The sequence below is a fragment of the Pseudonocardia ammonioxydans genome (assembly GCF_900115005.1).
Lineage (GTDB): Bacteria > Actinomycetota > Actinomycetes > Mycobacteriales > Pseudonocardiaceae > Pseudonocardia > Pseudonocardia ammonioxydans.
In genome coordinates, this window is sequence record NZ_FOUY01000017.1 from 134,456 (window position 1) to 144,473 (window position 10,018).

The 10,018-nt window shown below is 73.9% G+C and carries 7 protein-coding genes; 3 read left to right on the plus strand and 4 right to left on the minus strand.

The window, feature by feature from the left end; all coding sequences use genetic code 11:
- Positions 1-136 precede the first annotated feature (136 nt).
- On the plus strand, positions 137-664 hold the full coding sequence (locus tag BM093_RS17735; RefSeq protein WP_143105418.1) for a hypothetical protein: 528 nt from the start codon (positions 137-139) through the stop codon (positions 662-664).
- 2 nt (positions 665-666) lie between these two features.
- Positions 667-1,593: an SCO6745 family protein gene (locus tag BM093_RS17740; protein ID WP_093344711.1), complete on the plus strand. Its 927-nt coding sequence runs from the start codon at positions 667-669 to the stop codon at positions 1,591-1,593.
- A 68-nt stretch (positions 1,594-1,661) separates the two neighbouring features.
- Here BM093_RS17740 and polA read toward each other — a convergent pair whose 3' ends face one another.
- The 4 genes from polA to BM093_RS17760 form a co-directional block, all read right to left on the minus strand.
- Entirely contained in the window at positions 1,662-4,484 is a 2,823-nt protein-coding gene (gene polA, locus BM093_RS17745) for a DNA polymerase I (protein ID WP_093344716.1), read from the minus strand.
- Positions 4,485-4,566: 82 nt separating this feature from the next.
- The gene (locus BM093_RS17750) at positions 4,567-5,316 is read right to left on the minus strand and encodes a YebC/PmpR family DNA-binding transcriptional regulator (protein ID WP_093344721.1); all 750 of its coding nucleotides are present in this window, start codon (positions 5,314-5,316) and stop codon (positions 4,567-4,569) included.
- A 166-nt stretch (positions 5,317-5,482) separates the two neighbouring features.
- Positions 5,483-5,824 (minus strand): DUF488 domain-containing protein, encoded by a 342-nt coding sequence (locus BM093_RS17755; RefSeq protein WP_093344725.1) that lies wholly within the window; start codon positions 5,822-5,824, stop codon positions 5,483-5,485.
- A gap of 47 nt (positions 5,825-5,871) precedes the next feature.
- Positions 5,872-7,176: a DUF1996 domain-containing protein gene (locus BM093_RS17760; RefSeq protein WP_093344730.1), complete on the minus strand. Its 1,305-nt coding sequence runs from the start codon at positions 7,174-7,176 to the stop codon at positions 5,872-5,874.
- A gap of 652 nt (positions 7,177-7,828) precedes the next feature.
- Here BM093_RS17760 and BM093_RS17765 point away from each other — a divergent pair.
- The gene (locus BM093_RS17765) at positions 7,829-9,151 is read left to right on the plus strand and encodes a hypothetical protein (RefSeq protein ID WP_093344735.1); all 1,323 of its coding nucleotides are present in this window, start codon (positions 7,829-7,831) and stop codon (positions 9,149-9,151) included.
- The last annotated feature ends 867 nt before the right edge of the window (positions 9,152-10,018 follow it).

Below are 10,018 nucleotides of genomic sequence, written 5' to 3' on the forward strand. Positions count from 1 at the left end.
GGTCCGCCGCAGGACGACGGTGGGGCATACCCCCGTGGGCCCGGTCCCGGGTGCGGGCCTCTACGCGATTTCGGCGATGCACCGGGGCCCGGCTCCGCGCACGCTGGTTCCCATCCGATTCCGCCCGGAGGTGACCATGGAGCCACCCACCGCCGCCGGGCGGATCGATGCGCCCCGGGCCCGGACCCCGCTGCCGGGCACCCACCACGAGTGGGTGGTGGCGGCCGCGCTGGTCTCCGGCGTGCTGCTGACCCTGCGCGGGGCCGAGCGGACCGGTGGCGTCGCGCTGCCGGAGCCGCTCGCCGCGAGCGCGACGCTGCGGTCGTGGGGGCGGGTCGTCCGGACGGTCCTGGACCACCGGGCCACCCGGCCCGCAGCCTCGTCGGCGGACCTGGACGTCGTCGCCCGGGCCGGGGTCCTGCTGGGGTCGACGCTGGCCGCCGCCCGCGCCACCGGACACCCCGGCCCGCTCGCCCGGGTGCTGCTGGCCGACACCGCACCGCTGCACCTGCCCGCCGAGACCGTCGTCGCCCAGCTCGCCCGGGTGCACGGTGCGCTCACCGCCGGGGACCCGGTGGTCGCCGCCACCGTCTGGGCGGCCGGGGCTCCGGCGACCCGACCGTTCCGGCCGGCGCCGGGCGACCGCCGAGCACCCGAGGAGTGATCGTGGACTACCGCACCATGCGCGGGCTGTTCTTCGCCCCGCCGGACGGGCCCCGGCCCCCGCCGCCCGCCGCGGCCTCGCCGTCGCGCGCCCGGGCGCTGCGGGACGCGATCGAGCCGCTGGCGTGCCTGTCGATCTGGTCGCCGGAGGCGGCGGAGGACTACGCGGCGCTCGGGCTGGACGACTACTTCGCGGCCTACGTGTGGCAGCGCGTCGCCCCGCTCGGTACCCCGCCGGAGCCACTGGCCGTGGCCGCGCTCGGGGTGTTCGACGGCGACCTGATCGGCCCGCAGTACACCCTCGGCACCGCCGCCGTGGACCGCGACGCGCTCGTCGCGGTCCGGCTGGCGGCCCCGGGCCGCACGCTGCGCCGGGTGCTCGGCGACGACCTGCCCGATCTCGACCGGGAGGCGGCTGCGGCCGTCGTCGCGCTGCGCCGCGGGATCGACGCCGCCGACCGCACGGCCCGGCCGCTGTTCGCCGGGCTGCTCGCCGAACCGTGGCCGGACGACCCGGCCGCCGCGCTCGTGCACGCCTGCCACGTGCTGCGGGAGCACCGCGGCGACTCGCATCTCGCGGTCTGCGCGGTCGACGGGCTCGACGCGGTGCAGATGAACGTGCTGACCGAGCTGTGGTGCGGGTACCCGCTCGGCTCCTACACCGCGTCCCGCGGCTGGACCCCGGACCGGATCGACGCGGCCGCCGACGCGCTGCGCGCCCGTGGCCTGCTCACCCGGGGCGGGCTGTCCACCGAGGGGCTGCAGCACCGGGCGGTGCTCGAGGAGCGGACCGACGCCATGCAGCGCGCGGTCGTCGCCGCGATCGGGACGGACCTGTACCCGCTCACCCGCCTGCTCGGGAGCTGGTCGGACGCGCTCGTCGCGGCCGGGGCGGCGCCGCCCGACCCGGCGAAGCGCCTGGCCGGGTGAGCGGTCGCCCGCGCAGCACGGTGCTCCGAGTGCACGACGCTCAGTGCACGACGCTGGGTGCACGACGCTCAGTGCGCGGCGGCGTCCCAGCTGCGGCCGTACCCGACCGAGACCTCCAGCGGGACCGACAGCGCGGCGGCGGCCGCCATCTCCCGGCGCACCAGCGCCTCGAGCACCTCCCGCTCGCCGTCGGCCACCTCGAGCACCAGTTCGTCGTGCACCTGCAGCAGCATCCGGCTGCGCAGGCCCTCGGACTGCAGCGCCCGGTACACGCCCAGCATCGCGACCTTGATGATGTCCGCGGCGCTGCCCTGGATCGGCGCGTTCAGCGCCATCCGCTCGGCCATCTCCCGGCGCTGCCGGTTGTCGCTGGTCAGGTCGGGCAGGTAGCGGCGGCGGCCCAGGATGGTGGCGGTGTAGCCGTCCTTGCGGGCCTGGTCGACGACGCCGGCCAGGTAGTCGCGCACCCCGCCGAACCCGGCGAAGTAGTCGTCCATGAGGCCCTTGGCCTCCTCGGTGGAGATCCGCAGCTGCCCGGACAGGCCGTAGGCCGAGAGCCCGTAGGCCAGGCCGTAGTTCATCGCCTTGATCTTGGCGCGCTGCTCGACCGAGACCGCCGCGGCGTCCACCCCGAACACTCGGGCCGCGGTCTCGGCGTGGAAGTCGTGCTGCGAGCGGAACGCCTCGATCAGCGCCGTGTCCTCGGACAGGTGCGCCATGATCCGCATCTCGATCTGGCTGTAGTCCGCGGTCATCAGCTCGGCGTAGCGCTCACCCGCCGGCGACGTCCCGACGACGAACGCGTCCCGGATCCGGCGCCCGGCGGCGGTGCGGATCGGCACGTTCTGCAGGTTCGGGTCGGTCGAGGAGAGCCGCCCGGTCGCCGCGATCGTCTGCGAGTAGGTGGTGTGGATCCGGCCGTCGTCGGCGACGGACTTGATCAGACCGTCGACGGTGACCTTCAGCCGCGTCGCGTCCCGGTGCGCCAGCAGGTGCTGCAGGAACTCGTGCCCGGTCTGCTCGTAGAGGCTCTGCAGCGCGTCGGCGTCGGTGGTGTAGCCGGTCTTGGTGCGCTTGGTCTTCGGCATCTCCAGCTCGTCGAACAGCACCACCTGCAGCTGCTTCGGCGAGCCGAGGTTGATCTCCTTGCCGATCACCCGGTACGCGTTCTGCGCGGCGTCGCGGACCTGCCCGCCGAAGTCGGACTCGAGGTCCGAGAGCGTCTCGGCGTCGACCGCGATCCCGGCGGCCTCGCACTCGGCCAGCACGAACGCCAGCGGCAGCTCCAGGTCGGCCAGCAGCTCGGTGCCGCCCCGGTCGGCCAGCTCGGCGTCGAGGGCGTCGGCGAGCTCACCGATCGCCGAGGCGGCCAGCATCTCCTGCTGCGCGGCCTGCCGGTCGGCCTCGTCGACCGGCGAGGTGTCGTCCGGCAGCGCGTCGCCGCTGCCGCCGAGCAGCGACAGCTGCCCGTCGGCGGCCTCCTCCGTGCGCAGCTCGCGGCGCAGGTAGCGCAGCGCCAGGTCGGCCAGGTCGAACGTGCGCTGCCCGGGCCGCGCGAGGTACGCGGCGAGCGCGGTGTCGCTGGTCAGCCCGGCGAGGCTCCAGCCGCGCGCGCGCAGCGCGTGCAGCACGGCCTTGACGTCGTGCGCGGCCTTCGGCGCCGACCCGTCGGCCAGCCACTCGCCGAGTGCGGCCTCGTCGTCGGGGGTGAGCCCGGTCAACGTCAGGTAGCCGGCCTGCGGCACACCCGCGACGGCACCGGCGGCACGCTGCTCGACGGTCGGTTCCCCGACGGCGAGGGCCAGCCCCGCCACGTCCCGGGCGGCGACCGGCCCGGCCACCCCGGCGAAGCTCAGCGCCACCCGGCGGCCGTCGCGGGCGTGCTCGTCCAGCCAGGCCCGCACCCCGCCCGGTTCGATCATCGCGCCGGCGACCTCGAAGCCGGACTCGGCCTCGGGCTCGGCGGAGGACAGCGTGGAGAACAGCCGCTCGCGCAGCACCCGGAACTCCAGCTCGTCGAACAGCCGGTGCACCGCGTCCCGGTCCCAGGGGCGCACCTCCAGCTGGTCGGGCTCCGACCCCAGCTCGACGTCGCGGACCAGCTCGGTGAGCTGGCGGTTCAGCAGCACGGCGGCCAGGTTGGCCCGCAGGTTGTCCCCGGCCTTGCCCTTGACCTCGTCGACCCGGTCCGACAGCTCGGCCAGCGACCCGAACTCACGGACCCACTTCGCCGCCGTCTTCTCCCCCACCCCGGGGATCGACGGCAGGTTGTCCGAGGGGTCCCCGCGCAGCGCCGCGAAGTCGGGGTACTGGGTCGGGGTGAGCCCGTAGCGCTTGTCCACCTCGGCCGGGTCGATCCGCCCCAGGTCCGAGACGCCCCGCTTCGGGTACAGCACCGTGACGTCGTCGGTGACCAGCTGGAACGCGTCGCGGTCGCCGGTGGTGATGAGCACCTCGTAGCCCTGCGCCGCGGCCTGGGTGGCCAGCGTGGCGATCAGGTCGTCGGCCTCGTAGCCCTCGACGGCGAACACCGGGATCGCGAGCGCGGCGAGGACCTCCTTGATGAGGTCGATCTGGCCGCGGAAGTCGTCCGGCGTGGTGGTCCGGTTGGCCTTGTACTCGGCGAACCGCTCCGCACGGAAGGTCTTGCGGGACACGTCGAACGCCACGGCGAGGTGGGTCGGCTCCTCATCTCGCAACAGGTTGATCAGCATCGAGGTGAAGCCGTAGACCGCGTTGGTGGTCTGCCCGGTCCCGGTCCGGAAGTTCTCCGCGGGCAACGCGAAGAACGCCCGGTAGGCCAGCGAATGGCCGTCGAGCAGCAGCAGCCGGGGGCGGTCGGAGGTCGGCTTCGCCGCCTGCTTCGCGGCGGTCCGTGTGGCGGGGCTCATCGGCGGCGAGTCTAGAACCGACCCCCGACAACGAACGCGGCCGCGTCCCGGTGAGGGACGCGGCCGCGCACGGTGTAGGGGGTCAGCTCACCTCGGCCATGACCTCGTCGGACACGTCGAAGTTCGACCAGACGTTCTGCACCTCGTCGGAGTCCTCCAGCGCCTCGATCAGCCGGAAGATCTTCTTCGCACCCTCGACGTCCAGCTCGACCTGCATCGACGGGATGAAGGTGAGGTCGGCCGAGTCGTAGTCGATCTCGTTCTGCTGCAGCGCGGTGCGCACGTCGACGACGTCACCGGGCTCGGAGACGACCTCCCAGCTCTCGCCGAGGTCGTTGACCTCCTCGGCGCCGGCGTCGAGGACGGCCATCAGCACGTCGTCCTCGGACAGCTCGCCCTTGGGCAGCAGGACGACGCCCTTGCGGGCGAACAGGTACGCCACCGACCCGGGGTCGGCCATGGTGCCGCCGTTGCGGGTCATCGCGGTGCGGACCTCGGTCGCGGCCCGGTTCCGGTTGTCGGTCAGGCACTCGATCAGGACGGCGACGCCGTTCGGTCCGTACCCCTCGTAGGTGATCGACTGGTACTCGGCACCACCCGCGTCCGCACCGGAGCCGCGCTTGAGCGCACGGTCGATGTTGTCGTTCGGGACCGAGCTCTTCTTCGCCTTCTGGATCGCGTCGTAGAGCGTCGGGTTGGCGTCCGGGTCACCGCCGCCGGTACGCGCCGCAACCTCGATGTTCTTGATCAGCTTCGCGAACATCTTGCCGCGGCGGGCGTCGATCACGGCCTTCTTGTGCTTGGTCGTCGCCCACTTGGAGTGGCCGCTCATCGGCTCGTCTGCCCACCTCTCGTGCTCAGGCCGCGCGCATCGCGGCGGCCGGGGCAGGCCTCCGCCGTCCGCAGCGCCTGCGGTGGGGTGGACCTGCGGGAACCCCTCGATGCTACCGGCGGGCCGCCCCGGGCCCCGGCCCGCCCCGCCGCGGGGGCGACGCCGGTCACCCGTCGAGAAGCTCGCAGAGCACCCGGGCCTGGCTGTACTCCGGGGACCGGGTCGCGGTGAGCAGGGTCAGGTCACCGTCCCGGGCGAGCTCGCGCAGCCGGTCCAGCGCCGACGAGCCGTCGAGCTCGCCGCGGTACCGGCGGCGGAACTCCTCGAACCGGTCCGGGTCGTGGCCGTACCATTTTCGCAGCTCGGTGCTGGGCGCGACGTCCTTGACCCACTCGTCATAGGGGGCGTCGGCCTTGCGCAGGCCGCGCGGCCACACCCGGTCGACGAGGACCCGCGTGCCGTCGCCCTGCTCGGGCGGGTCGTAGATGCGCCGTACCCGGACCGTCATGGGCGGGGGTACCGCCGGGGCCTGCCGGCGAAACCCCCGCCGCCGGTTCAGCAGGCGCGGCCGGTGTTGATGCAGGTCGCCGCCGTGCGGGCCTGCTCGCCGGTGAGCAGGCTCTGGTAGTTCCCGTGGTCGGTGCGGGGACTGTGCTGCTGTTCGGGGAACGTGTCGAGTGCGAACTCCCGGCCCGCGGGCTGGTCGTAGGTCAGCGTCATGCGCAGCTGCGGGACGGCGACCCGGCCGTCGGCGCACCGCCCGTCGGCCTCCGGGAACACCACGGCTTCGTTCTCGGCGTTCGAGCGCAGGTTCTCGCCGTCCCAGCAGCTCGGGAAGTCCAGGATCCGGACGAGGTCGCTGCCGGACGGGCAGATCGGGTACTTCTCGGTGGTCCGGTCGGTGAAGCCGCTGCAGGTCCACTTGGACACGACGTTCTCGTCGCCGTTGGTCTCCGCCTTCGCGTCCCCGGTGATCATCCGGAGGTTCTGCGGCATCGGCTCGGTCTCCTGGCCGGGGTGGCCGTGCAGGGTCATCTGCGCCGAGGTCGGGGTCAGGATCTCCCCGACGTTGCCGTCCTTGCCGCCACCGTCGGCGTTCGCGTCGTCGCCGGCGCCGTTCAGATCACGGACGACCGGCCAGTAGAACGTCGACCGGTCGCCGTTGGCGCAGGAGGTGCCGCCCGCCGCGAGGCTGTCGTCGTCGGAGAACGCGTCGGTCGTGGTGTTGCCGATGTAGTCGTGCACGTGCTGCGCGCCGTTTCGTTTGCCCGGCGCCGCCTGGTAGTTGTCGGAGTTGCGGTGATCGCTCGTGCCGCACTGCGAGGTGAAGGTGCCGCCGGCGAACACCCCGCCCTTGTCGTCCGGGCCGCTGCCGGGTGCGACGTCGGTGATGTCGACGAAGTCGTCGGGCGACGGCGGGGCCGCCTGGTCGCGGCCGGGGAACTGTTCGTCGTCACCCTGCTCGTCCGCGGCCTCCTCGTCCCCGGCCGCGCCGTCCTGGGCGCGGTCGTCGTTCTGCCCACCGGGCCCGCCGCCCTCGGTGGTCTTCCTGCCGTCGGTCGTGTCGCCGCCGCCGGTCTTCTCGCCGTCGTCAGCAGTGTTCTCGCTGGTGTCCGTACCTGCGCGGTTGTCGCTGCCGTCCGTACCTGCGCGGTTGTCGCCGTCGTCGCCGTCCGAGCCGGTCAGGCTGTTCTCGCCGGAGCCGGAGTCCTGCTCGGTCGCCGACCCTCGGTCGTCGCCCGAGCCGTCGGCGGAGGCCGTTCCGCCGAAGGCCACTGCGGCGGCGCACACGAGCAACGCGGCGACGAGGGCGATCAGGCGTATCGGTCCGGTGATGCGGTGCCGTCCACGTCGGGGCATGGGCGTACCTCCGCGGTGTGTGCAGTCCCGGTCGTGACCGGGTGGCGCCCACCCCGGCGGTGATCGACGGTCGGGTCCGTCGTCGCGGGCGGGCGCGGGGAGCGTTCGTCGTGTGGACGGCGGTGGTGCGGGGGACGCCACCGCTGCGGTCCAGCGCGGCCACGGTAGGGAGTCGCCGACGTCGGGGTGACGGCCCTGAGAGGATCGGCCCCGGTCACCGGTGAGAGGTCGGCGCCACGCGGCGAACGACGGCGTCGTTGCACCGGCACGAGGCACGGTCTGCTCCATTCGCCGCCGTCCCGCTCAGGTCGGCGACCCGGTGCGACACGCCTCACGGGCCGCGGCCGGTCAGCGGCCCGACACGGGCGTCGCGCCCGCCGTGCCGCCTCTCCGCGGGCGCTCCCTGAGAGCGGGGTTGTCCGGGCGGCGGAACCCGTTGTGCCGGAGGGAGCATCCCGCTCGCCATTCGTCGCGGATGGGTGGCCGGACGCCGGTCGGACGTCCAGGAACGGACCCGGACCGCGGCCCGCTTCCTACGGTCGTGCCGGTCGCGCCGCGGTCGCTCCCCCTCGTTCCTGCGGCGCACCCCCTGATGGTGGCGGTCGCCCCGGGGCCCCCGAGACGGAAATGACCGATGCTTCGACTTCGCCCAGTGCTGTCCCCACGCGCTCCCCGCGTCCTCCCCCTCCGCGTTCCGGCCGACGGTGACGCCCCGTCGCGCCCGGCCGGTTCCTTCCTCTCCCCCGTCGCGGGTGGGCCCGGCCGGCTCCGGGTGGCCCTGCACGTCCTGCTGGCCGCGCTGCCCCTGCTGGCGATCTCTGCGCACGTGTTCCGACTGGTTCCGATGCAGCTCTCGGCAGCGCTGCTGGTGATCCCCCTGGCGACGACGCTGGCCGTGCTCACCGTGTTCGACCCGCATCCGGGTGACCGGGTCATCGCCCACGGGCTGGCGTGGGGCGTGGTCGCCTGCGCGACCTATGACGTGTTCCGGCTCGACACGGTCTACATGCTCGGCCTGTGGGGCGACTTCATCCCCACGATGGGCACGTGGATCATCGGCCGGCCGGACGACCTGGCCGGTGGCGCCGTCGTCGGCTACCTGTGGCGCTATATCGGCGACGGCGGCGGGATCGGGCTGACCTTCTTCGTCGTGGCCTCGGTGTTCGGGCTGCAGCGCCTCTCCCGCGCCCAGGTCGTGCTGTCGGCGGTCGGCTTCGCGGTGGCGCCGGTCTGGGCCGGACTGATCGGCACCGTCGCGCTGGCCCCGCGCGGCGAGGAGCTTATGTTCCCGCTGACCCCGGTCACGGTGACGCTGTCACTGGTCGGACACCTCATCTTCGGCCTGGTGCTCGGGCTGGGGTTCTGGCACTCGAGGGGCGCGCAGGCGCACTGGCCGTGGGCACCGCTGGACCTGCCGGCGCGGATGCGACCGGCGGCGGCCCCACCGGACGCGGCCCCGGTGGGGTCGGTTCCGCGGTCGGCGGGACCGACTGCCTCGCTGTCGTCCGCTCCGAACTCACCGGTGCCTGCTGCGGTCCGCCCCACTCCGAACTCACCGGCTCCGGCATGGCCTGCTGCGGTCCCCCCTGCTCCCACCTCACCTGCTCCGGAGTCACTGCCTGCGGTCGCACCCGCTCCGGGCTCGCCGGCCGCAGGCTCCCCCGCTCCGGGTGGCCCGGCTCCGGTCTCACCGGCTACCCCGCTCCCGGGGCGCGTGCTGCCGGACCCGGCCCGTTCGGATCCGGCCCCGGCCCGTCCATCCTGGGCACGACCCGAGACATACGGGTCGGAGCCACCGGCGCCCGCCCGGGCGTTCGTTCCCCGGCAGCGCACGTCCTCGACCCCGCCCGCCGCCCAGACCCTCGACCCCGACACCTGGGAACAGTGGCGCCGACGGCTGGAGACGACCCAGCCCGGTCGTCGCGCCCACGGCGGACGTCCGGCGGCGGAGCCTGCGCCGCACGGACCGGCCTGACCGGGACGGCAGCCCACGGCGCCTCGCGGGTACCGACATCGAGCGGGCGGCCCAGGCGGCTCCCGGTCCTGCCTGCGGGACGGTCGCACGACAGGGACCGCTCCGCCCCGGATCCGGGCCGGCGATCACTCTCCCGCTCGGGTGACGGCCGGACCAGCGCGGTGCGGATCGGGCGTCCTGCGCTTCTCCCGCCGTGCTGATGCAGCCCGATCCGATTGCACAGGCCACGACAGCTGTGCCGGGTGGGAACTCGCGAAGCGCGACGGCCGGTCGGACGCGTACTCGCCCTACCGTCAGAGGTGTGCGCCCCCGGGGAACGCATCGCGACCGCGGCCACCGTGCCCATCGGGGCTCCGCCGCCTGTCGCCGAGTACCGGGGAAGCACGCGGTGGAACGCTGTCAGGGAGCCGACGACGGCGTCAGATCGACCTGTCGACAAGCACCTCACCTCGGCAGGCTCCGCTCGACCAGCACGATTCCCCGGCGCGGGGCGGAACCGCGCATACCGCCGCACCGGGGCCTGTCGATCAGCACCGTCCCGCCCAGTAGAGGGCGGAAGCGCGCATGCCCCAGCGCCACAGGCTGTTGATCAGCACTTCCGCGCCCAGTCCGGGGCGGAAGCGCGCATGTCGCCAGACCAGGGCCTGTTGACCAGCACGGTCGCGCCCAGCGCGGGCGAGAGCGTGCATGTCACTGCACCAACGCCTGTCGATCAGCACCTACCCGCCCGACGCGGGGCGAAAGCGGGCACGTCACTGCGCCAGGGCCTGTCGATCAGCACAGTCCCGCCCCGCGGAGAGCTGGCCGGGCCGGTTCGACAGGTGTCACCCCGGCACGCCAACCCGGCCACCCCGCGGCCCGCCGCGA

Bases quoted from the DNA above. Each gene is read 5' to 3' on its own strand.
- BM093_RS17750 (WP_093344721.1), bottom strand. From the start codon at position 5,316: ATGAGCGGCCACTCCAAGTGGGCGACGACCAAGCACAAGAAGGCCGTG.
- BM093_RS17735 (WP_143105418.1), top strand. From the start codon at position 137: ATGGAGCCACCCACCGCCGCCGGGCGGATCGATGCGCCCCGGGCCCGG.
- BM093_RS17760 (WP_093344730.1), bottom strand. From the start codon at position 7,176: ATGCCCCGACGTGGACGGCACCGCATCACCGGACCGATACGCCTGATC.
- BM093_RS17755 (WP_093344725.1), bottom strand. From the start codon at position 5,824: ATGACGGTCCGGGTACGGCGCATCTACGACCCGCCCGAGCAGGGCGAC.
- polA (WP_093344716.1), bottom strand. From the start codon at position 4,484: ATGAGCCCCGCCACACGGACCGCCGCGAAGCAGGCGGCGAAGCCGACC.